General features: G+C 51.5%; 16 protein-coding genes. 5 read left to right on the forward strand and 11 right to left on the reverse strand.

Going from position 1 to position 22437, the window contains the following annotated elements; translation table 11 throughout:
• Window positions 1-8: 8 nt before the first annotated feature.
• The 7 genes from BQ6873_RS01330 to dapC all read right to left on the reverse strand — a co-directional run bounded on the left by BQ6873_RS01330 (window position 9) and on the right by dapC (window position 7988).
• Window positions 9-1979 (reverse strand): ATP-binding cassette domain-containing protein, encoded by a 1971-nt coding sequence (locus BQ6873_RS01330; RefSeq protein WP_076591045.1) that lies wholly within the window; start codon window positions 1977-1979, stop codon window positions 9-11.
• Between the two features lie 259 nt (window positions 1980-2238).
• The gene (gene prmB, locus BQ6873_RS01335) at window positions 2239-3129 is read right to left on the reverse strand and encodes a 50S ribosomal protein L3 N(5)-glutamine methyltransferase (protein ID WP_173830579.1); all 891 of its coding nucleotides are present in this window, start codon (window positions 3127-3129) and stop codon (window positions 2239-2241) included.
• A 114-nt stretch (window positions 3130-3243) separates the two neighbouring features.
• On the reverse strand, window positions 3244-4371 hold the full coding sequence (gene dapE / locus BQ6873_RS01340) for a succinyl-diaminopimelate desuccinylase (protein WP_076591046.1): 1128 nt from the start codon (window positions 4369-4371) through the stop codon (window positions 3244-3246).
• A 3-nt stretch (window positions 4372-4374) separates the two neighbouring features.
• Window positions 4375-4728: an ArsC family reductase gene (locus tag BQ6873_RS01345; RefSeq protein ID WP_076591047.1), complete on the reverse strand. Its 354-nt coding sequence runs from the start codon at window positions 4726-4728 to the stop codon at window positions 4375-4377.
• A 2-nt stretch (window positions 4729-4730) separates the two neighbouring features.
• On the reverse strand, window positions 4731-5858 hold the full coding sequence (locus tag BQ6873_RS01350) for a PilT/PilU family type 4a pilus ATPase (protein ID WP_076591048.1): 1128 nt from the start codon (window positions 5856-5858) through the stop codon (window positions 4731-4733).
• A 49-nt stretch (window positions 5859-5907) separates the two neighbouring features.
• Window positions 5908-6732, reverse strand: a complete 825-nt coding sequence (gene dapD / locus BQ6873_RS01355; protein WP_076591049.1) for a 2,3,4,5-tetrahydropyridine-2,6-dicarboxylate N-succinyltransferase — start codon at window positions 6730-6732, stop codon at window positions 5908-5910.
• A gap of 41 nt (window positions 6733-6773) precedes the next feature.
• Window positions 6774-7988, reverse strand: a complete 1215-nt coding sequence (gene dapC, locus BQ6873_RS01360; RefSeq protein ID WP_076591050.1) for a succinyldiaminopimelate transaminase — start codon at window positions 7986-7988, stop codon at window positions 6774-6776.
• A gap of 229 nt (window positions 7989-8217) precedes the next feature.
• On the opposite strand from dapC, the gene smc reads away from it, so the two are divergent.
• The 5 genes from smc to def all read left to right on the forward strand — a co-directional run bounded on the left by smc (window position 8218) and on the right by def (window position 16678).
• A complete protein-coding gene (gene smc / locus BQ6873_RS01365; protein ID WP_076591051.1) occupies window positions 8218-11745 on the forward strand; it encodes a chromosome segregation protein SMC in 3528 nt (1175 codons plus the stop codon).
• A gap of 350 nt (window positions 11746-12095) precedes the next feature.
• Window positions 12096-13193 carry a cell division protein ZipA C-terminal FtsZ-binding domain-containing protein gene (locus tag BQ6873_RS01370; protein ID WP_076591052.1) on the forward strand — a complete coding sequence of 366 codons (1098 nt, stop codon included), beginning with the start codon at window positions 12096-12098 and terminating at the stop codon, window positions 13191-13193.
• 2 nt (window positions 13194-13195) lie between these two features.
• Window positions 13196-15283 carry an NAD-dependent DNA ligase LigA gene (ligA, locus tag BQ6873_RS01375; RefSeq protein WP_076591053.1) on the forward strand — a complete coding sequence of 696 codons (2088 nt, stop codon included), beginning with the start codon at window positions 13196-13198 and terminating at the stop codon, window positions 15281-15283.
• Window positions 15270-16145, forward strand: coding sequence for a UTP--glucose-1-phosphate uridylyltransferase GalU (gene galU / locus BQ6873_RS01380; RefSeq protein WP_076591054.1), 876 nt, complete (start codon window positions 15270-15272; stop codon window positions 16143-16145). Before ligA ends, galU begins: the two co-directional genes overlap by 14 nt.
• On the forward strand, window positions 16142-16678 hold the full coding sequence (def, locus tag BQ6873_RS01385; protein ID WP_076591055.1) for a peptide deformylase: 537 nt from the start codon (window positions 16142-16144) through the stop codon (window positions 16676-16678). The genes galU and def overlap by 4 nt, the downstream gene beginning before the upstream one ends.
• Before the next feature lie 75 nt (window positions 16679-16753).
• Here the strand turns inward: def and BQ6873_RS01390 are convergent, their stop codons facing one another.
• The 4 genes from BQ6873_RS01390 to map form a co-directional block, all read right to left on the reverse strand.
• The gene (locus BQ6873_RS01390; RefSeq protein WP_076591056.1) at window positions 16754-17737 is read right to left on the reverse strand and encodes a porin; all 984 of its coding nucleotides are present in this window, start codon (window positions 17735-17737) and stop codon (window positions 16754-16756) included.
• Window positions 17738-18014: 277 nt separating this feature from the next.
• Window positions 18015-18761 (reverse strand): pseudouridine synthase, encoded by a 747-nt coding sequence (locus BQ6873_RS01395; protein ID WP_076591057.1) that lies wholly within the window; start codon window positions 18759-18761, stop codon window positions 18015-18017.
• 65 nt (window positions 18762-18826) lie between these two features.
• The gene (locus tag BQ6873_RS01400) at window positions 18827-21379 is read right to left on the reverse strand and encodes a [protein-PII] uridylyltransferase (RefSeq protein ID WP_076591058.1); all 2553 of its coding nucleotides are present in this window, start codon (window positions 21377-21379) and stop codon (window positions 18827-18829) included.
• 6 nt (window positions 21380-21385) lie between these two features.
• Window positions 21386-22219 carry a type I methionyl aminopeptidase gene (map, locus tag BQ6873_RS01405; RefSeq protein WP_076591059.1) on the reverse strand — a complete coding sequence of 278 codons (834 nt, stop codon included), beginning with the start codon at window positions 22217-22219 and terminating at the stop codon, window positions 21386-21388.
• Between the last annotated feature and the right edge of the window lie 218 nt (window positions 22220-22437).

Here is a 22437-nt window from a genome sequence, read left to right on the forward strand (position 1 = left end):
CCTACTTGTCAGTTACTGGCTTGTTCCAACGCTTCCTGTTGCTCCAGCCATTCCGCCTCAAGTTGCGTGACTTCCTTGGTATAAAAACTTTGGTCGGCCAGCAACTGTTTTAATTCTTTCTTCTTGGCGGCATCGTAGATCAATGGATCGGCAAGTGCTGTTTCTACAACGGCTTTCTGTGCATTGCGCTTGGCGATTTGTTCTTCGAGCTTCTTGATCTTCAGTTCTATCGGTTTTCTGCGTGCAGCCAGTTTTTGGCGATCTTCCGCTTCCTGTTTTTTCTGTTCACGCTTGTCCACTGACGATGCTGCGGGAGCTGATGGCGCGACTACGCTGGCAGATTTTTCCTTGACGGCTGGCAGTGCTGCATTGCCGGCTGCGGCATTCTTGGTGGCCAGTTTGGTTTTGAATAGCCAATCCTTGTAATCGTCCAGATCGCCGTCGAATGGCTGTAACTTGCCATCTGCGACGATGATGAACTCATCCGTGGTAGCGCGCAGCAGATGTCTATCATGCGAGACGACGACCAGCGTGCCCTCGAATTGCGCCAGTGCCATAGTCAGCGCTTCGCGTGTTTCCAGATCCAGATGGTTGGTCGGTTCATCGAGCAGCAAGAGGTTAGGGCGCTGCCAGACGATCAGTGCGAGCGCTAGGCGTGCTTTTTCACCACCGGAGAATGGCGCGATCTTGCTGGTGACCATGGCGCCGTTGAAGTTGAAGCTGCCTAAGAAATTGCGCAACTCTTGTTCACGTACGGTCGGTGCAATGTGCGCCAAATGCCAGAGTGGTGATTCTTCATGGCGCAGCATTTCTACCTGATGCTGAGCGAAGTAACCGATCGCGAGGCCTTTGCCGAATTCTGATACGCCGCTCAACGGCTCCAGTTCTGCTGCGATGGTTTTGATCAGTGTCGATTTACCAGCACCGTTGACGCCGAGCAGGCCGATGCGTTGGCCGATCTGCAAGGAGAAGTTGATGTTGGAAACAATCTTCTTTTCCGTGATCGAATAATCTTCATTTTCGATGCGGTAACCGGCATCGACGTTTTCCATTACCAACAATGGATTCGGGGCAGCAGCCGGCTCGCGGAATTCAAATGAAAATTCAGCAGCAGCACGCAAAGGTGCGAGTTCTTCCATCTTCGACAAGGCCTTCATTCGGCTTTGTGCCTGACGCGCTTTACTGGCTTGCGCCTTGAAGCGGTTGATGAAGGATTCCAGATGGGCGCGTTGACGGGTTTGTTTTTCCAGTGCGCTTTGCGCCAGGATCATTTGCGCTGCACGTTGACGTTCAAAGCCGGAGTAATTTCCTGAGTAGCGTTTCAGCTTGCGTTCGTCGATATGCACGATAACGTTGACGACGCCGTCGAGGAAGTCGCGATCATGCGAGATGACGAGCAATGTGCCTGGGTAGCGTTTGAGCCAATCTTCCAGCCAGATAATGGCGTCCAGATCCAAATGGTTGGTTGGTTCATCGAGCAGCAGCAAATCGGACGGGCACATCAAAGCTTGCGCCAGATTCAAACGCATACGCCAGCCGCCGGAGAAGCTGGCAACCGGTTGTTCCATTTGCGCCATCGTGAAGCCCAGACCGAGCAGCAATTGTTCGCCGCGCGAACGTACAGTGTAGGCATCGGCATCGGCCAATGCGCTGTACAACTCGCCGATCAATACACCATTGTCCGTCGTGTCTGGTTCGCTTTCGAGGAAGGCGAGTTCTTCTTCAAGGCGGCGCAAGGTCACGTCGCCGTCGATTGCGTAATCGATGGCGGAACGCTCCAGTGGCGGTGTCTCCTGCGCTACATAAGCGACGCGCCATTTAGATGGGAAGTCGATTGTGCCTAAATCAGCATGCAACTCACCGCGCAGCAAGCCGAACAGACTGGATTTACCCGCGCCGTTGGCACCGATCAAGCCGATTTTGTCGCCCGGATTGAGCGTAACGTCGACTTTGTCGAGAAGTGGCTTGATGCCACGCATGAGAGAAACTTGTTGAAAACGGATCATGTGGTTTGTAAGCCGACAGCGCTAGACGCGATCGGCTTTGCTTCTTTAGTGAATGATTTAAAAAATGGTTAGCGAAAAATGATACGGCTAACCGAAATCGCAACCCACGGCATTTCAATTGCATGCGCAGGAGCGGCGAGGGATCGACAAGAATTGCATACGGTCGATCCAAACATACTGGGCTACTATCGAAAACGATCAAGGCACCATATCGATGCCATCGTTCCAAGCCTTACTGCAATTGATCTGCAGTAACGAGGAATACCATGTCGTCACCGGCACTGGTGGTCAACCAGGTCAAATTCAGTTCCGGGAATGCGGCTTCTGCGAAGGCACGTTCATTACCGATTTCGACCATCAGCAAACCATTTGGTGCCAGACGTTTGCCTGCACCTGCGACTATCTTGCGTACCAAATCCATGCCGTCGTCACCACCAGCCAGAGCGATTTGCGGTTCACGCAAATATTCCGGTGGCAGTTTGCCCATGGAACCTGAATTGACGTAAGGCGGATTGGTAATGATCAGATCGTATTTGTATTCCGGCACATTGGTGTACAGATCAGATTCGATCAATTTGATGCGATCCTGCAATTCGTATTCATCCACATTGCGCTGCGCAACGGCCAGCGCATCGGTGGAGATGTCAACGGCATCGACTTGCGCATTCGGGAAGGCATCAGCCAACATGATAGGCAGGCAGCCCGAGCCGGTGCACAGTTCAAGAATGTTGGTGACCTTGTCTGGATTGCTGACCCATGGAGAAAATTGTTCGGGAATCAATTCAGCGATGAATGAACGTGGCACGATCACGCGCTCATCCACGAAGAAACGGTAACCACCGAGCCAACCTTCATTGGTGATGTAGGCTGCAGGCAAACGTTCATCAGCACGTTGTTCGATCACGCGCAAGACGGCATCAACTTCTTCCTGCAACAAATGTGCATCGAAGAATGGATCGAGTTTGTCGAGTGGCAACTTCAGCGTGTGCAGGATCAGGTAAGCGGCTTCATCCAGTGCATTGGTGCTGCCATGGCCGAAGAACAGCTTCGCGGTATTGAAGCGGGTGACTGCGTAGCGCAGCAGGTCGCGAATGGTAGAGAGATCGTTAGGCTTGATAGGCATGGTTCTGTGCAACAAAGTAAAAGGATGATGCCTGATGCGATAACTATGCGGTCAGGACGGTATTCAAGCGATTTGCCGAATGTGGGAAATCGCTTGTTCAGTCATATAGCCGCTTTACAGCAGCAGATTTTCCATCGTATGGCGATAGATGTTTTTCAGTGGATCGATGAAGCGTACTTCGATGTGTTCATCAATTTTATGAATGCTGCCGTTTGGAGGGCCAAATTCGACGACTTGCGGGCAAATTTGTGCGATGAAGCGACCATCGGACGTGCCGCCGGTAGTAGATAATTCCGTAGTCACACCAGTCTCTGATTTGATCGCATCGCTCATCGCATCGCTCAAGCTGCCTTTAGGCGTCAGGAATGGATAACCACTGATCGACCATTTCAAATCGTATTCGAGACCATGCTTGTCGAGGATGGCATGCACACGTTGTTGCAAACCTTCAACCGTGCTGGCTGTGCAAAAACGGAAGTTGAAATCGATGACAACATTGCCCGGGATGACGTTCGATGCGCCCGCGCCGCCGTGCATATTCGATACTTGCCATGAAGTCGGTAAATAGTATTCGTTACCGTCATCCCATTTCTCTGCAACCAGTTCTGCCAGTGCAGGTGCGCATTGATGAATCGGATTGCGTGCCAATTGCGGATATGCGATGTGGCCTTGTATGCCTTTGACTGTGAGCTTGCCGGACATGCTGCCGCGGCGACCGTTCTTGATGGTGTCGCCCAACACATCGGAAGAGGTTGGTTCACCGACCACGCAGTAATCGAGTTGTTCGCCGCGTGCTTTCAATGCATTACAAACGATCACGGTGCCATCAGTAGCTGGACCTTCTTCATCGCTGGTGATCAGGAAGCCGATCGAGCCTTTGTGATTTGGATGTGCAGCTACGAATTCTTCCGCTGCAACAACCATGGCAGCTATCGATGTCTTCATATCGGCTGCACCGCGACCGTACAGCTTGCCTTCGCGTTGCGTAGGCACGAATGGTGGCGAGGTCCATTGATCGAGCGGGCCGGTAGGCACGACGTCGGTATGGCCGGCAAACACCAGCAGCGGTTGTGTCGTTCCTTTGCGCGCCCACAGATTGGTGACGCCATCGGATTCTATGGTTTCGCAAACGAAGCCCAGCGGTTCCAGCAATTCGATCAGGCGCGATTGGCAGCCTTTATCTTCCGGTGTAACGGAGGAGAGCGCGATCAGTTCTTCGGTCAGTGCGAGCGTCTTGCTCATAAATTAGTCTTGAAAAATTTGTTGATAAAGTTCGTCGGAAAAACCGACGCTGGATTTCTTGTCCTTGAATAAAATCGGACGCTTGATGACTGATGGCGACTCCAGCATCAATGCAGTCGCGCTGGCGTCATCGGTAATCTCTGCCTTGCGCTCATCCGGCAACTTGCGCCAGGTGGTGCCTTTGCGATTGACCAGCACATCCCAAGGAACGTCGCGTAACCAGGTTTTGATCAGGTCGGCGTTGATACCGTCTTTTTTGAAATCATGGAAGACGAAATCGGTGCCATTGTTGGTGAGCCAGGTGCGGGCCTTTTTGACTGTGTCGCAGTTCGGTATGCCGTATAGGGTAATCGTCATGGTTACATCTTCAACGTGAATTCGGTAAAGCTTGCGCCTTGTTCTTCTTCTGGTTCATCGATCTCGACTTTCTGTGCCGAGTTGTTTAACAACCAGAATAAATTACTGGCAGAGTCTGCGTGGGCCAAGGCTTCGTCTTGCGTAACGATGTCATCCTTGATTAGCTGCATCAATGCCTGCTCGAAAGTTTGCGAGCCTGGTGACAAACTCTTTTCTATCGCTTCCTTGATTTGCGTAATCTCGCCTTGCTCGATCAGCTCGGCAATGTGGCGCGTGTTCATCATGATTTCTACTGCAGCACGACGCTTGCCATCAATTGCACCGATCAAACGCTGCGAAATGACTGCGCGTAAGGTTGACGACAAATCGGCCAGTAATGATTGCCGATGTTCTATCGGATAAAAATTAATGATGCGGGTCAATGCTTGATAGCTATTGTTCGCATGCAGTGTTGCAACTACCAAATGGCCGGATTGCGCGTAAGCGAGCGCTGCCGACATGGTTTCCTTGTCGCGTATCTCGCCGATCAAAATACAATCGGGTGCCTGACGTAATGCGTTCCTCAACGCGATGGACAGGTCTGCAGCATCGCTGCCTATCTCACGCTGGTTGACGATGGATTTTTTGTTTTTGAACAAAAATTCGATCGGATCTTCCAAGGTCAGAATATGACCGGTACTCAGCGCATTGCGATGATCGAGCATCGCTGCAATCGTGGTCGACTTACCGGAACCGGTAGAGCCGACTACCAACAGCAAGCCACGCTTTTCCATAATCATGTCTGCCAAAATCGGCGGCAGTGCCAAACTGTTCAATGCCGGAATTTCGCCAGGAACATAGCGCAACACGGCAGAGATGCTGCCGCGCTGGCGGAACGCTGATAAACGGAAGCTGCCGACACCGGCGACAGGGATGCCGATGTTCAGTTCATTCTCGCGTTCCAGTTCTTCCAGCTTGGCAGCAGGGACAACTTCGGCCAACAAGGACATGACGGCATTCTGGTCCAGCTTTTGCTGATTGACGGGTACCAGATTGCCGTTGATCTTGATATGGATCGGCGAGTTGACTGCGATAAACAAGTCAGATGCTGCTTTTTCCTTCATCAGAAGAAATAACCGATCCATTGCCATAGCTGTCCCAGGTCAGATAAATGAAAACGCGTGTTGTGGCGATCTCGATTTAGTCGCGCAGCAATTCATTGATGCCGGTTTTTGCACGTGTTTTTGCATCGACGCGTTTGACGATCACTGCACAGTACAAGCTGTACTTGCCATCAGCGGACGGCAAGTTGCCCGATACCACGACGGAACCTGCAGGGATACGGCCGTATGTGACTTCGCCGGTTGCACGATCGTAAATCTTGGTCGATTGGCCGATATACACGCCCATCGAGATGACCGAGTTTTCTTCAACGATCACGCCTTCAACGATTTCCGAACGAGCACCGATGAAGCAGTTGTCTTCGATGATGGTTGGGTTGGCTTGCATAGGTTCCAACACGCCGCCGATACCAACGCCGCCGGACAAGTGAACGTTCTTGCCGATTTGTGCGCAGGAACCGACAGTCGCCCATGCATCAACCATCGAGCCTTCATCGACGTAAGCACCGATGTTGACGAAGGAAGGCATCATGACGACGTTTTTGCCGATGAAGCTACCGTGACGTGCAACTGCTGGTGGCACCACGCGGAAGCCGCCTTTAGCGAAATCTTCAGCTGTGTAGTTCGCGAACTTGGTTGGAACCTTGTCGTAGAACTGCATGTGATCGCCAGATGGCATGGTGATGTTGTCTTCCAGACGGAAGGACAGCAAAACGGCTTTCTTGACCCATTGATTGACGACCCATGCGCCGCTGTCTTTTTGCGCGACGCGCAGTGTGCCTTCGTTCAATTGAGCGATGACTTGAGCGACTGCATTGCGTACGTCTGCAGGTGCATTTTTAGGGGAGAAATCGGTACGGTTTTCCCACGCTTGGTCGATGATCTGTTCGAGTTGTTGAGTCATGTGATGGTCTTGTCAGTTGAAAGAAATGATTACTAAGAAAATTACGCGGAAGGACTGGATAATTTTTTCGCGAATTCGACGATGCGTTGTGCTGCTTCCAGGCATTCATCCACTTCGGCGACCAGCGCCATGCGGATGCGATTCTGTCCCGGATTGATGCCATGCGCTTCGCGGCCCAGATAACTGCCCGGCAATACCGTGACATTATATTCGGCATAGAGGCGCTTCGCGAATTCAACGTCGCTGATGTCCACGAGTTTGTCAACCTTAGCCCACAGGTAGAAACCGGCGTCCGGCAGGGCGACATCCATCACTTCTTGCAGTAATGGTGTAACTTGTTTGAATTTTGTGACGTATTTTTCGCGATTTTCAATGACGTGCTGCTCGTCGTTCCATGCGGCAATGGATGCGCTTTGTACGGATGGGCTCATTGCGCTGCCGTGATAGGTACGGTACAGCAGAAATTGCTTCAGAATTTCTGCATCGCCAGCGACGAAGCCTGAGCGCATGCCCGGCACGTTCGAGCGCTTGGACAAGCTGGAGAAGCCGATCAGGCGTGGATAACCCGTGCGTCCCAGCTTGTGTGCCGCTTCCAATCCACCCAGCGGTGCTTCTGTCTTGAAGTAAATCTCGGAATAGCATTCATCCGCGGCGATCACAAAACCGTAGCGATCCGACAATTCGAACAATTCAGCCCAGTCTTCCAGCGTCAGGACCGCACCGGCAGGATTGCCCGGCGAGCAGATATAGACCAGTTGTACGCGCGACCAGACATCTGGTGTGACGCTGGCAAAGTCGGGCGCAAAATTGCGTGCAGGATCGCAGTTGACGAAATACGGTTCCGCGCCAGCAAGATAAGCCGCGCCTTCGTAAATCTGATACAGCGGATTAGGGCAAATGACCAATGCTTGCTTGCTTGGATCGATCACGGTTTGCGCCAAGGCAAACAAGGCTTCGCGTGAACCGTTGACCGGCAGCACTTGCGTGGCTGGATTCAGCTTAGGCAAGTTGTAGCGGCGCTCGAGCCAGCCAGCGATAGTAGCGCGCAAGGCTTCTGTGCCAGCGGTGGTCGGATAAACTGCCAAGCCATCCAAATTATCTGCCAGTGCTTTCTGTATGAAAGCCGGCGTTGGATGCTTGGGTTCGCCGATACCCAGACTGATGGGGCGATAAGCAGCGTTCGGCGTGACACTCGCGAACAATTGCTTCAGTTTTTCGAATGGGTATGGTTGTAGCTGATTCAGAAGTGGATTCACGGCGGAGAGCTAAAAATGTGTGGAAAGTGTTAATTCGCACGAGGTTCAAAGTGGCAACATTATACCGCCCATGGCGACAGAACCGCTGCATGTGGAAAGTGTTACTTCAAATGCTTGGAATCGTTGTTCCAAATGCTATGATTAGCCCCTTTTACGGCCTCTTTTGCCGCGTCCGCCAACTTGGCTGGATACTTAATTTGAGCTGCATATTCTAGGAACGGTCGATAACGTGCGTTTAACTTCCATTAAATTATCTGGATTCAAGTCTTTCGTTGATCCGACGAATTTTCAAGTGCCGGGTCAATTGGTTGGTGTCGTAGGGCCTAACGGTTGCGGTAAATCCAACATCATTGATGCTGTGCGCTGGGTTTTGGGTGAATCCAAGGCTTCCGAGTTGCGCGGCGAATCGATGCAAGACGTTATTTTTAACGGCACGACGCACCGCAAACCGGCTGGTCGATCATCGGTCGAACTGGTGTTTGATAACGGCGAGGGCAAAGCTGCCGGTCAATGGAGCCAATACGCGGAAATCGCAGTCAAGCGCACACTGACGCGCGACGGTACCTCGACTTACTACATCAATAATCAGGCGGTACGCCGCCGCGATATTCAAGATATCTTCCTTGGTACTGGTCTCGGTCCACGCGCTTACGCGATCATCGGACAGGGCATGATTTCGCGCATCATCGAAGCGCGTCCGGAAGAACTGCGGATTTTCCTGGAAGAAGCTGCAGGTGTTTCGAAGTACAAGGAACGTCGTCGTGAAACCGAGAATCGCCTGCAAGACACACGCGAGAATTTGTTGCGCGTCGAAGATATCTTGCGTGAACTGAACGCCAATCTGGAAAAGCTGCAAAGCCAGGCTGCCGTCGCGCAAAAATTCCACGAACTGCAAGCCGATCAGGACGAGAAGCAAAAATTGCTGTGGCTATTGCGCAAGAACGAAGCGAAAGCCGAGCAGGATAAATTTTTCCGGGATATCGAAAAAGCACAAGTCGATCTGGAAGAACAAACAGCGAAGTTGCGCCATGTAGAAACCGAGCTGGAGCACATGCGTCAATCGCATTACGCCGCCGGCGATCGCATGCATCAAGCGCAAGGTCATCTGTACAAAACCAATTCCGAAATTGGTAGCCTGGAAGCGCAGATCAAATTCGTTATCGAATCACGTACGCGTTTGCAATCGCAATTGAATTCGCTGACCGCACAACGCGATCAATGGCAACGTCAAGGCACGCAATTCCAGGACGATCTGGTTGAAGCCGAGATGCATCTGGAAGAGCAGGCGATGCGTGTCGAGCAATCGCAAGAAGCGGCGCAACGCGAGAACGATAGGGTGCCTGCGCTGGAACAAGCATGGCGTGAGTCACAATTGAAAACGACGGAATCGCGCAGCAAGATCATGCAGGCGCAACAGCAGATCGAACTGGAATCCGCGCATCAACGTAATGCATCCAATATTCTGTCTGGCCTGACGGTACGTCGCGAGCGTTTGTCGCAAGAAAAGCAGGGCTTGAACTTGCCCGACACTACGCATCTCTCCAACTTGAAAATGCAGTTGGAAGAAAAACAGGCAACTTTGGAAGAAGCCACTGAGCAGCTTGATGTTGCGCAAGAACAATTGCCTAAGCTGGAAGAAGAACGCCGCGCCGCGCAACAACAAGTCAATACAGAAACTGCGAATAACGCACAACTGGAAGCACGTCTCGCTGCCTTGAAGCAATTGCAGGAAAGCGTGCAGACACAAGGCAAGGTACAGCCTTGGCTGCAAAAACATGAACTCGGTGAATTGCCTCGCTTGTGGCAAAAATTGCAGATCGATCAAGGCTGGGAAACTGCGCTGGAATCGGTATTGCGCGAACGTACTTCCGCATTGGAAATGTCCAATCTTGATTGGGCCAAGTCCTTCTTCAACGATGCACCACCAGCCAAGCTGGCTCTGTTCACGCCGAATAGCACATCGTCGGAAGTAATCGAAACACCAGCCGGCTTGAAGCCATTCCTGAATCTATTGCAACTGAACGATCCCGGTCTGCGTGCATTGATGCAGGATTGGTTGCACAACGTGTATATCGCGGAGGACACCGCAGCCGCATTTGTTGATCGTAACAAGCTGCCGACAGGCGCTTATTTCGTGACACGCCAAGGCCATGTCATCAGCAAATCGAGTGTGCGTTTTTATGCATCCGATTCCGAGCAAGATGGCATGCTGGCGCGCCAGCAGGAAATCGAAAACATCACCAAGCAATTGCGTGCGCAGCACATGCTGGCCGACGAAGCGAAGTCGCGTTCGGTACGTTCTGAATCTGCATTGACGCAAGCGACACAACGCTTACAGGAAATCCGCCAGCGTGTGAATTCATTGACGCAGGCAGTGCATGGTTTGCAGATCGATGTGATGAAGTTGTCTGAAGTACAGGAACGCTTCAATCAACGCAGCACACAGATCGCCACCGATCTGGAAGAGATCGCGATGCAGGAAGCCGAGCAGCAGCAAGTCAAAGCGGAATCGGAAGCGAAGTTCGAACAACTCGATGCCGAGTTGGGTGAGTTGCAAGAGACGCATGAAGAAGGTCAGACCGATTATCTGAGCAAAGAGCAGCAACTCAACGATGCACGTCAACGCGTACGTGAACTGGAGCGTGCCGCGCAGGAAACTGCATTTGCCGAGAAGTCGCAGCGTAACAAGATCGAAGAGTTGAAGCGCAGTATCGCCACCGCACTGGAGCAAGCCGCACAATTGTTCGCGAATATGCAGCAAGGCAGTCTGGAGCTGGAAAGTCTGGACGATCAAGCTGCGCAAGCAGGCCTGCAAACTTTGCTCGATACGCGCACAGATCAGGAACGCGCATTGGCTGATGCACGTCACGAACTGGATCAACTGACACAGCAATTGCGTGGTCATGATGAAGCACGCATGCAAGCAGAACGCAGCCTGCAACCGCAACGCGATCGCATTACCGAATTGCAATTGAAAGAACAAGCTGCGCGTATGAATCAAGAACAATACGCGCAACAACTGATAGAAGCGCAAGCTGACGAAGTTGCGCTGGCAGAGAAGCTCAATGGCGATCTGCGTCCTTCTTATTTGCAAGGTGAGGTCACACGTTTGACGAATGCGATTGCTGCATTGGGTGCTGTCAATCTGGCAGCGCTGGATGAATTGGCGACGGCATCGGAACGTAAAAACTTCCTTGATGCACAAAATGCTGATCTGACCGAAGCGATCAACACTTTGCAGGATGCCATCAGCAAGATCGACAAGGAAACGCGCGATCTGTTGCAAGACACCTTCGACAAGGTCAATCATCACTTCGGCGAATTGTTCCCGATTCTGTTTGGCGGTGGTCAGGCAAAACTGACGATGACCGGCGAAGAAATTCTGGACTCGGGCGTGCAAGTAATGGCGCAACCTCCAGGCAAGAAAAATGCAACGATTCATTTGCTGTCTGGCGGTGAAAAAGCGCTGACGGCAACGGCATTGGTGTTCTCGATGTTCCAGTTGAATCCTGCACCGTTCTGTCTGCTGGATGAGGTCGATGCACCACTGGATGATGCCAATACCGAACGTTTCTGCAATATGGTGAAACGCATGTCGGCGCATACCCAGTTCCTGTTCATTTCGCATAACAAGATTGCGATGGAAATGGCACAGCAATTGATTGGTGTCACGATGCAGGAACAGGGTGTGTCGCGGATTGTGGCAGTTGATATGGAATCGGCAGCCAGTTTTGCATCGGAAGCGCAGACGGCGTGATTGTTTGCAGACAGTAAATAAATGTAATGGCTTTAACCGTGAAAGCGGAACAATTTGGCGGAATTGAAATCCGTAAAATGATGCGTTTTCAACGGTGTTTTTCAGAGAGCAGGTTGGCTTGACAAGCTGATTTGCTAAATTTAACCTGAGTGCCTTGGCACATGGGTCGTCGCGGTTTCAAGAACGCTAGTCGCCACTGACTTCAGGCGCGTGTTTTATTGGATGCCGGTACGGCCGTCGAACCTTTGGATTTTTATGACCCAAACCGTTTCCCCTCATTTTTTTCACGTTGCGCGTAGTGCGATGCTGAATGGATTTTCCTCAACATCGTTTCAGACAGTAGGTGCAGCATGACCGATCTTCAGACGAGTTTGATTGTTATTGGTGGCGTGATTGTCGTCGGCGTTATTTCCTACAATAAATGGCAAGAACACAAAGCCAAGAAAAGCGTTGAACGCGCTTTTTCTTCATCACACGATGATGTGCTGATGGCAACAGAAGATCGCGCGTCATCGTCTGATATCGAGCGCCATGAACCGACATTTGCTTCAACTGATTACGACGATACCGCTCCAGTCACCCATGCAGAGCAAGAAGCGCATGTAGAAGCAGAAAGTGATGCACCGGTTGATATGATGCAAGCCACGGAAGAAAAGGAATTGCCGGTTGATTATCTGATCGATTGCACGATTCCGCTGGCATTGTCTACACAGTTACGTGGTGAAAAGATTCTCCCTGCCTTGCAATCCCTGCGTCATGTTGGTAGCAAGCCTGTGCATTTTGCTGGGCAACACATTGATGGCGGCTGGGAAGCTGTGACACATGGTGGCATCTATAAATCCTTGATGGCAGGTGTGCAACTGGCTAATCGTAGCAACGCCTTGAACGAATTGGAATATTCCGAATTCGTGATGCGCTTGCGCCAGATCGCTGATGACTTTGATGCAGATCCGGATGTACCGGATATGGCTGAAGTGATGGTGACTGCGCGTTCCTTGCACCATTTCGTGACCGAATACGATGCGAAACTGAGTGTGAATGTACAAACCAATGGCGCACCATGGTCGGTCACGACCTTGCTCGCGGCGTTGGAGCGTCAAGGTTTTGACGTGCGTCCGGAAGGCCGCTTGGTGATGCCTGATGGTGATGGCGGCGTGTTGTTCTCGCTGTCTACCAATGTAACGCTGGCGGAAGAAACGACCAGCCGCCTGACGCTGCTGCTCGATGTTCCTGCCGTGTCGCCTGCACGCGATGGTTTTGGTGCAATGACAGCGTGTGCTCGTTCCTTGGCAGCCCGTCTGGATGGCACCGTCGTGGACGATGGCAGCCAACCATTATCAGATGCTTCCCTGAACGAAATCGCCGGACAACTCGAAGTGTTCTACGCCGATATGGAAGCGGCGGATATTCCTGCTGGTTCCAACCGGGCCTTACGTTTATTTAACTGATTATGCAGCCGGATTTGTTTTCTACGGCATCACAAGTTGGCTCAAGCGCGAAACAGGACGAGCCGGATGCCAGTAATCCTCCTGCGCGCGCTGCATGGTTGCGTGATGAACTGAACCGTCATAACTACGCGTATCACGTCCTAGACAATCCCTCTATTCCCGATGCGGAATACGACAAGCTGTTCCGCGAGCTACAAGCGCTGGAAGTGGCACATCCTGAATTACTTGTTTTTGATTCACCTACACAACGTGTAGGTGCATTGGCTTTGTCTGCCTTTCCACAAGTGACGCATTCCGTACCTATGCTGTCGCTGGGTAACGGCTTTGAAGATGAAGACATTGTTGCTTTTGATCGCAGAGTCTGTGACGGCTTGAACAGCACGGTGGAAGTCGAGTATGCGACTGAGTTGAAGTTCGATGGCTTGGCGATCAATCTGCGCTATGAAGATGGCGTGCTGGTGGAAGCAGCGACGCGCGGCGATGGTGCGACCGGTGAAAACGTCACGACGAATATTCGTACGGTGCGTGCGATTCCCTTGCGTCTGCATACTGCCACGCCGCCGAAAGTGCTGGATGTGCGCGGCGAAGTCATGATGTACAAAGCTGATTTGGCGAAGCTGAATGCGCGTCAGCGTGATGCCGGTGCCAAGGAGTTTGCCAATCCACGTAACGCGGCTGCAGGTAGTTTGCGTCAGTTGGATTCGCGCATTACGGCACAACGCACTTTGCGTTTCTTTGCTTATGGGATAGGCATGCTGGAAGGTGCGGAGATGCCGGCATCGCATTCTGCATTACTGGATTGGTATGCGGAGCTTGGCATACCGGTTTGTGATGAACGTGCCGTGGTGAAGGGTGCCGCGGGCTTGCTGGCTTTCTACAAAGCGGTTGGTGAAAAACGCGCCTCACTTCCATATGAAATTGATGGCGTTGTTTATAAAGTGAATCGTGTCGATTTGCAGCAGCAACTTGGTTTCGTTTCCCGCGCTCCTCGTTTTGCCATCGCACATAAATTCCCGGCAGAAGAAGCATTAACGACGGTACTGGACATAGAAGTTCAAGTCGGTCGTACTGGTGCGATTACACCTGTCGCACGTTTGGCACCTGTATTGGTAGGTGGTGTCACGGTGACAAACGCGACATTGCATAACGAAGATGAAGTGCGACGTAAAGATATCCAAATCGGCGATACCGTTATCGTACGTCGTGCTGGTGATGTGATTCCCGAGGTAGTGGCTTATGTGCCTGAGAAACGTCCGGTGGATGCGCAGCCTTTTGTCATGCCGACCACTTGCCCGGTATGTCATTCACAGATAGTCAAACTGGAAGATGAAGCGATTGCACGCTGCTCCGGTGGCTGGGTTAAATGTGCAGCGCAACGCAAGGGTGGTTTGCTGCACTTCGTATCGCGTCGGGCGATGGATGTGGAGGGTTTGGGCGATCAGCTGGTTGAACAACTAGTTGATAAGAACATCATTACGACGGCAGCAGATTTATACAAGCTGGGTTTTCGCGCGTTGGCTGAACTGGACAGAATGGCGGACAAATCGGCGCAGAATGTATTGGCTGCGCTGGAGAAATCCAAATCGACGACTTTTGCTCGTTTCATTTATGCGCTGGGCATACGCCACGTAGGCGAAGCAACGGCGAAAGAGCTGGCGCGTCATTTCGGTAATCTGGATGCATTGTTGCAAGCATCTGAAGAGCAATTGCTGGAGGTCGCAGATATCGGCCCGGTCGTTGCACAATCGATCATGGCGTTCTTGAGCGATCCATTGAATACAGAGTTGATTGAACAATTGCGGGCAGCTGGTGTCCGATGGCCGGAACATGTAGTGGAGAACAAACCTAAGCCATTCGCTGGCAAAACGTTTGTTCTGACCGGTACCTTGCCGACCTTGAGTCGCGATGCCGCTGCTGAAAAAATTGAGGCCGCAGGCGGCAAAGTTGCCGGTTCCGTTTCTAAAAAAACCAGCTATGTAGTGGCTGGCGCCGAAGCCGGCAGCAAGCTGGCCAAAGCAGAAGAGCTCGGCATCGCTATACTGGATGAATCAGCATTGCTTCAATTACTGGATACAAATGAACATAATTAGAAAAGCCGTTTTCCCCGTGGCTGGCTTGGGCAGTCGCTTTCTTCCGGCTACCAAGGCGCAGCCGAAAGAGATGCTGCCCATCGTTGACAAGCCTTTGATTCAATATGCAGTTGAAGAAGCTGTGGCTGCGGGCATTACGGAAATGGTGTTCATTACCGGCCGTAACAAGCGCGCGATTGAAGATCACTTCGATACAGCGTATGAGTTGGAAGCCGAACTGGAAGCTGCGAATAAAGAAGTGTTGCTGGGTCTCGTACGCAATGTGATTCCCAAGAATATCAATTGCATTTACATACGTCAGTCTGCACCGCTGGGTCTCGGTCATGCGGTCTTGTGTGCTCGTCCGGTGGTTGGCAATGAGCCGTTCGCGGTATTGCTGGCGGATGACTTCATGGATACAGAGGCCGGTACCAAACCGGTCTTGGCGCAGATGACGGATATTTTCCGCAACGATGGTCATAGCATACTTGCGGTGCAGGATGTGCCACGTGCAGAGACCAAACAATACGGTATCGTCAGCGCCACACCGTATCAGACCAATCTGGAGTTGGTGAATGCGATTGTAGAGAAACCTCAGCCGGACGTCGCCCCATCGACATTGGCGGTAGTTGGTCGCTATGTATTGACCAACAAGATTTTTAACTACCTTGAGACTCTCGGCAAAGGTGCAGGTGGTGAAATACAATTAACGGACGGCATCGCTGCCTTGATGCAAGCCGAGAAGGTGCTGGCGTATCGTTATGATGGTCAGCGTTATGACTGCGGTTCCAAGCTGGGTTACTTGAAGGCCATGGTAGCGATGGGACTCAAGCATCCGGAAACCGGCGCAGCCTTTACTGATTACTTGAAAACACTGAAATGACAGTAAGAGAAATTTTGAAGATGGGCGACCCACGCTTGTTGCGTGTAGCTGAGCCTGTAAAGGAATTCGGCACGCCCGAACTGGATGCGCTGATCGCCGATATGTTTGACACCATGCATGCGGCAAATGGCGCTGGTTTGGCTGCGCCACAAATCGGTGTGAATCTGCGTCTGGTGATTTACGGCTTCAAGCAAAACACGCGTTATCCCGATGCGCCGCCAGTACCGGAAACAGTCTTGATCAATCCTAAGCTGCGCCCCTTGTCGGCAGAAATGGATGAAGCTTGGGAAGGGTGTTTATCGGTACCTGGTTTGCGTGGCGTGGTGCCGCGCTTCACTGCCTTGCATTACGAGGGTTTCGATCAGTATGGCAATGTGATTAGCCGCGACGCAGACGGCTTCCATGCACGTGTGGTGCAGCATGAATGCGATCATTTAGACGGCATTCTGTATCCGATGCGGATTACTGATTTATCGCAGTTTGGTTACGTTGATGTCTTGTTCCCGGACCTTGATCCGAACGACGACGATTGAGCGCGAACAGCGATAAGCGAAGATAGAAATGCAAAAAGGCGACTTGAGGTCGCCCTTTTTTATTCCTGCCCTGGTTTAAAACTTGTGGCGGATACCGACGTTGAACAGATTGTCATTCTTGCCGGCGGCTGCCACTCTATAGTTGGCATTGTCATCGTTACTCAGGAGTGCCCAGCTAGTATACAAATTGGTACGTACCGACAGATTGTGCGTATAGCCGATCGCAATCTGGCGTGCGTTGGCATTGTTGTTGACTTTGTCTTGCTTGTACATGAAGGACGTCATGATGGTATCGGCTGGCGTCAGGTTGATCTTCAGGCCGATCAGGGAATCCCGCGTGTCGAGCGTACCGAAGCCTTTGTTAATGGCGTAGGCGATAAAGGGTTGCAACAAGCCGAAGTTGTAGTTGCCGCCGATCAGCGTCGTCTTGGAGCTGTCGGTGCCTGTCACGTCCTTGGTGTCTTGATAGGTCAACACCGTAGCCAACGGACCGGATGCATACCCGATGGCGCCGGCCACCGTGCGACTGGCGCTGGTATTGCCGGCTACTTCGCCGAAGCTATAGGCTACCTGGCCATTGATACCGTTTTTAGCGGCAAAACTGTAGTTAACAGTATTGTCTATGCGGTTGCCGCCGTAATTGAAGATGCGTACGGAATCACCGGCGAGAGTATCGGCAAAAGGATCGAATACGGCAGAGTTGGTGAAGACCATGGTCTGGACGCGGCCCAGCTTTACTTCGCCAAAGTCACCAGCCAAGCTGACATAGGATTGCCGGTTGAAAAACCGGGTCGCATCACTTTGCGCACCAGTGTCTGCACTGAAGCCTGCTTCGAGTACAAAGTTGGCTTTGAGTCCGTTGCCGAGATCTTCGGTGCCTTTGAAGCCGACGCGGCTGACACTTTGATTGCCGCTGGCGATGCCGACCGTTCTGCCGGCACCGTCGTTCTCTATCTTTAATCCAAGATCGACAACACCATAGACAGTGACGCTACTTTGCGCATAGGTGGCTCCTGCCATCGACGTCAACAGCGAAAATGCGAATAGAGTTCTTTTCATTTATCCACTCCCTTTGTTTTCAGTTGAAACAACGATCCGGTGACTTGGCTTGTGTTCTAAAACGGGGATAGCTTTAAATGTAAATCAACAGCATTTTCTGAATAGTGCGATTTCAGGTCTTAGTTTGCAGCTGTATGCCGAGTTTGAGCAAGGACGGAATTGGCTAATAGTGAACTAATAGCGCAGATAGTGGTGATTTATTCACACAGTTGACGTCAGTCAACAAATCCAGGTGATGCAAGGGGAGTTGGAAGGCAGCGTGGCAGGCCACCCTGTATCAAAACTGTTCGTCTTCGCGCAGATAGCGCCATTGGCCAACTGGCAGATCGCCGAGTTTGACATTGCCGATGCGTACGCGCTTCAAGCCCACGACTTTCAATCCGACCATATCGCACATGCGGCGAATTTGGCGTTTCTTGCCTTCGCGCAGGATGAAGCTCAGCTGATCTTCGTTTTGCCATTTCACTTTAGCCGGCAGCAGTTTTTTGCCATCCAGCGTCAAGCCGTGATTCAGGCGTTTTAATTCTGACTCAGGTAGTTTTCCTGGCTTGCTGTATTGCACGCGTACCAGATATTCTTTTTCTACTGAGGTGTCTTCGCCTATCAAATGCTTGGCAATACGACCATCTTGCGTCAGCACCAGTAAACCTACTGAGTCGATATCCAGTCGGCCGGCGGGTACGAGACTACGCAACTGCGTAGGGTGGAACTGGACAGGCGCTTGATCTTCACTCCAACGGGTGGAAGCATTGACCAGCGCGACAGCTGGTTTGTAGCCATCTTCTGCCTGACCGCTGACATAACCCATAGGTTTGTTGATCAAGACTGTGACGCGTTTGGATTGTTCTGCAGCGGCTTGACGTTCGACCGTTACTTTTTGTGTTGGCAACACCTTGCTGCCCAATTCCGAGACAACCTTGCCATCGACGCGTACCCAGCCGCGTGCTATCCATTCGTCGGCCTCGCGCCGGGAACAAAGGCCGAGTTCGGACATGCGTTTGGAAAGGCGAAGTGGTTCAGTCATGGCAGTGTAATTCTTTAAATCGTAGTTTGAAAAAATGGAAATCGATGCGACGGAGTGTAAGGTCGTCAGACGCGTAAAGCATCAAGCAAATCGGTTTCCAGTTGAATTTGATTGCGTGGATTATTGAGTGCAGAGCCATCGACCAGAAAAACGTCTTCCACGCGTTCACCCAAGGTCATGACCTTGGCTGTGTGCAGATTGACTTTGTATTTCGCGAGAATATTGGCGACCGAATACAACAAGCCGTTTCTATCGTTGGCGGAAATTGTCAGCAGATAATATTGTCCGCGCTCGTCGGGACGTAAATCGACAGTCGGTGTGGCAGGGAAGTTGCGGCACAGGCGCGACAGACGTCCTTTGGACGGCGATGGCAAGTTGACTTTCTCGGTCAATACTTCAGTCAGTTCGTGCTCGATCAAACTGATCAGATCGCGATAATTATCGGCGAATGCAGGCTCGGTAACCAGGAAAGTATCCAGGCCATAGCCATGTTTGGTCGTATGAATTTTTGCATCGAGAATGCTGAAATTCTTGCGATCAAAATAGCTGCAGATGCGCGCAAACAGATCGGTTTGATCTTTCACGTAAACCGTTACCTGCAAGCCTTCACCTATCGGTGCCAGCCGACATTTAACGACGGGTACCGGACTATCAATTTTTTCGTACAGCGCGCGTGTTTGCCATGCGATATCGCCTGCATCGTGACGCAGGAAATAGACAACGTCGAGCTGCTTCCACAATGCTTCATGCGCGTGCGCAGACAAGCCATACAGACGCAAGGTTTTTAACGCTTCTTCCTGCCGGTTCTTCAGCTCGCGATCAGTTGACGGTGCGTCGCCACCGAAGACACGCAAAGTCATGTTGTACAAGTCTTCCAGCAACTTGCCTTTCCATGCATTCCAGACCTTGGGACTGGTGCCGCGGATGTCGGCGACGGTCAGCAAATACAGTGCAGTCAGATGCCGTTCGTCTTTGACCAGTTTGGCAAAGCTGCTGATGACGGCAGGATCGGATAAATCCTGCTTCTGTGCGATTTGCGACATCATTAAATGGTTTTCCACCAGGAATACCACCAGTTCGGTTTCTTCTTCAGACAGACCGTGATCGACGCAGAATACTTGGGCATCTTCCATGCCCAACTGCGAATGATCGCCACCGCGTCCTTTGGCTATGTCATGGAAAAGGGCGGCAATATAGAGCAGCCACGGTTTGCTGAAGTTGGCTGCGAGTTGACTACAAAATGGATATTCGTGTGCGTGTTCGCTCAGCATGAAGCGGCGCACATTACGTACCACCATCATGATGTGCTGATCGACAGTGTAGACGTGGAAGAGGTCGTGCTGCATTTGCCCGACGATCTTGCGGAAGTTAGGTAGATAGCGACCCAAGACGCTAGTTTGATTCATGCGCCGCAAAGCATGCGTGATGCCTTGCGGTGCCTGCAGAATTTTCATGAACAGTGCGCGATTGACTGGATCCTGGCGGAATTGATTGTCTATCTTGAAGCGCGCATTCCACAGCGAACGGAAGGTGCGTGCGGTCATGCCTTTCAGTTCCGGATGCAGCGATAGCAGCAGAAATACTTCCAGCATGGTCGATGGTGTGACATCGAAGGTGTCGTCACTGGCAATGTCGATGAACCCATTCACTTCATTGAAGTGCTCGTTGATCGCGACCGGTGAAGTCATTTGCGGGAACAATTGTGCTTCGATGTTTTGCAGCAAAATCATATTGAGCTGTGTGACCGCTTTGGCAGCAAGGTAATAACGCTGCATCAAATATTCACTGGCGCGTCGCGTTTCCGTTGTCTTGAAACCGATGGATTCTGCAATCGCAGTCTGCACATCGAATACCAGGCGATCTTCATGGCGATTGGTGACTATGTGCAAGCGGATGCGGACGTCTTTGAGTGAACGTTCTTTTTGCGTCAGTTGGCGTGCTTCAGTTGGCGTGATCAATCCGTGTACGGCTAGTTCGCGCCAGGAATTGCCGAAGCCAGCAGCTTTCGATACCCACAGTATGACTTGCAGATCGCGCAAGCCGCCTGGGCTTTCCTTGCAGTTTGGTTCCAGACTGTAAGGCGTGTCTTCGTACTTGGCGTGGCGCTGCCGCAATTCCAGTGTTTTAGCCTGGAAAAATGCTTGCGGATCCATCGCTGCGTTGCAGCGTACTTTCAGTAGCTGGAATTGTTTGTTGTTGCCAATGACCAGACGTGCTTCGAGCAAACTCGTTTGCACGGTAATGTCGGCGTCTGCTTCAAACAGGCATTCGTCTATGGTGCGTATGCTGTGACCAATTTCGAGGCCCATATCCCAGAATAGCTGAACCAACTCTTCCAGCTTGGCCTGGAGCGCGGCATTTGGTGCTTCCTGCAGCAGGATCAGGACATCGACATCGGAATGTGGAAACAACTCGCCGCGACCATAACCGCCAACAGCAACCAAGGCTGCAGTTTCGGGCAGATCAAATGCCGTCCACGCCTTGATCATGGCGGCATCGACGTTGATTCTTAGTTGCGTCAGCAGATGTTCTGCCTTGCCATCCTTCAAAAAACGTTCAATGACGATTTGTCGTTCGGCTTTGAGTTCTTCTTTTAGTGCGATGGCAAGAGACGGCATGGATGATTAGGCGTTGATTGCTTGTGAAGTGGTTTGTGGCACGATAAAGGAAGGCGGCGGCGGTGTGCCGGCCGATTGTGTCAGGATTTCGTAGCCTGTTTCAGTTACTAATACAGTATGTTCCCATTGCGCGGACAGGCTGCGATCTTTGGTTTTGATGGTCCAGCCATCACCCATTTCGCGGATTTCGCGGCGACCGGCGTTGATCATAGGCTCTACCGTGAAAATCATGCCGGCTTCGAGTTTTTCCAATGTGCCAGGGCGACCGTAGTGCAAGACCTGTGGTTCTTCGTGGAATACCTTGCCGATGCCGTGGCCGCAGAATTCGCGTACGACGCTATAGCCGGCTTTCTCGGCATGTTGTTGAATCACGTAGCCGATATCGCCCAAGTGTGCGCCTGGTTTGATTTTCGAGATGCCTAACCACATGCATTCGTAAGTAACTTCGCTCAGGCGCTTCGTCAGGATGGAAGGTTCGCCAATCAGGAACATGCGGCTGTTGTCGCCATGGTAACCATCTTTAATGACGGTAATGTCCAGATTGACTGAATCACCGTTTTTCAAGACCTTGTCGCCCGGGATGCCGTGGCAGATCACATCGTTGACAGATGTGCAAATTGCTTTTGGGTAAGGTGTATAGCCGGGAGGGCAGTAATTCAACGGGGCAGGGATGGTTCCTTGCACATTTACCATGTATTCATGACACAGACGATCCAGTTCACCGGTGGTAACACCGGCTTTGACGAATGGGGTGATGTAATCAAGAACTTCAGAGCCGAGTCGACCTGCGACGCGCATGCCTTGTATATCTTCTGCAGTTTTAATTGAAATATTGCTCATAGGAAGCCGAAAATTGCTGAAATGACAGCATGAAAAAATTGATTGATGAAGAATTATAGACGAGCGCTCATTTATTCGCCGGGCAATGTGGTGTGGCACTTGAAACTAGCGGCAATTCTGAGGTAGAATCTCGGGCTTGCCTGAATTAACTTTTAAGCAAATTTTTTTGTAAATCGCGAATCCGTTCGAAAAGGGTGCCTCGATCAGAGCTGAAATCA

It is taken from the genome of Herminiimonas arsenitoxidans, from assembly GCF_900130075.1.
Classification (GTDB): domain Bacteria; phylum Pseudomonadota; class Gammaproteobacteria; order Burkholderiales; family Burkholderiaceae_D; genus Oxalicibacterium; species Oxalicibacterium arsenitoxidans.

Bases quoted from the DNA above. Each gene is read 5' to 3' on its own strand.
- def (WP_076591055.1), top strand. From the start codon at position 16,142: ATGACAGTAAGAGAAATTTTGAAGATGGGCGACCCACGCTTGTTGCGT.
- BQ6873_RS01400 (WP_076591058.1), bottom strand. From the start codon at position 21,379: ATGCCGTCTCTTGCCATCGCACTAAAAGAAGAACTCAAAGCCGAACGA.
- BQ6873_RS01370 (WP_076591052.1), top strand. From the start codon at position 12,096: ATGACCGATCTTCAGACGAGTTTGATTGTTATTGGTGGCGTGATTGTC.
- prmB (WP_173830579.1), bottom strand. From the start codon at position 3,129: ATGCCTATCAAGCCTAACGATCTCTCTACCATTCGCGACCTGCTGCGC.
- dapD (WP_076591049.1), bottom strand. From the start codon at position 6,732: ATGACTCAACAACTCGAACAGATCATCGACCAAGCGTGGGAAAACCGT.
- map (WP_076591059.1), bottom strand. From the start codon at position 22,219: ATGAGCAATATTTCAATTAAAACTGCAGAAGATATACAAGGCATGCGC.
- BQ6873_RS01390 (WP_076591056.1), bottom strand. From the start codon at position 17,737: ATGAAAAGAACTCTATTCGCATTTTCGCTGTTGACGTCGATGGCAGGA.
- BQ6873_RS01395 (WP_076591057.1), bottom strand. From the start codon at position 18,761: ATGACTGAACCACTTCGCCTTTCCAAACGCATGTCCGAACTCGGCCTT.
- galU (WP_076591054.1), top strand. From the start codon at position 15,270: ATGAACATAATTAGAAAAGCCGTTTTCCCCGTGGCTGGCTTGGGCAGT.
- ligA (WP_076591053.1), top strand. From the start codon at position 13,196: ATGCAGCCGGATTTGTTTTCTACGGCATCACAAGTTGGCTCAAGCGCG.
- BQ6873_RS01330 (WP_076591045.1), bottom strand. From the start codon at position 1,979: ATGCGTGGCATCAAGCCACTTCTCGACAAAGTCGACGTTACGCTCAAT.
- BQ6873_RS01345 (WP_076591047.1), bottom strand. From the start codon at position 4,728: ATGACGATTACCCTATACGGCATACCGAACTGCGACACAGTCAAAAAG.
- BQ6873_RS01350 (WP_076591048.1), bottom strand. From the start codon at position 5,858: ATGGCAATGGATCGGTTATTTCTTCTGATGAAGGAAAAAGCAGCATCT.
- dapE (WP_076591046.1), bottom strand. From the start codon at position 4,371: ATGAGCAAGACGCTCGCACTGACCGAAGAACTGATCGCGCTCTCCTCC.